1 protein-coding gene is annotated in these 288 nt (G+C 31.6%); it reads left to right on the forward strand.

The features are described 5' to 3' along the window. Positions 1–212: 212 nt before the first annotated feature. On the forward strand, positions 213–288 hold a 76-nt coding region (locus PZE06_RS34135; protein WP_483314106.1), incomplete at its 3' end, for a DUF2268 domain-containing putative Zn-dependent protease.

The raw sequence follows: 288 nt of genomic DNA on the forward strand, positions 1-288 counted from the left end.
ACCGAATCGAAGGACATGGGACTATTTTCAAAGATTGCAAAAAAATAAAATATGGGAAGAAGTGAGAAAGCTATAAACGAAATATCAAAAATTATGGAATGGTCCAGACGTGAATATTTATATATTTCCCATTGATCGCCGATTTGGAGATAAAGGCGGTGTTTCCTTTAAAAAGAAAATGTTTTTTGTTTTTAACTCCACTTGAAGATTTGATGGAATTGGAAGCTTTATTTGTCCATGAATATCATCATGTTTGCAGGATGAATAAGCAAAAAAAGGAAATAATTG

It is taken from the genome of Robertmurraya sp. DFI.2.37 (assembly GCF_029211245.1).
Lineage (GTDB): Bacteria > Bacillota > Bacilli > Bacillales > Cytobacillaceae > Robertmurraya > Robertmurraya methanolica_A.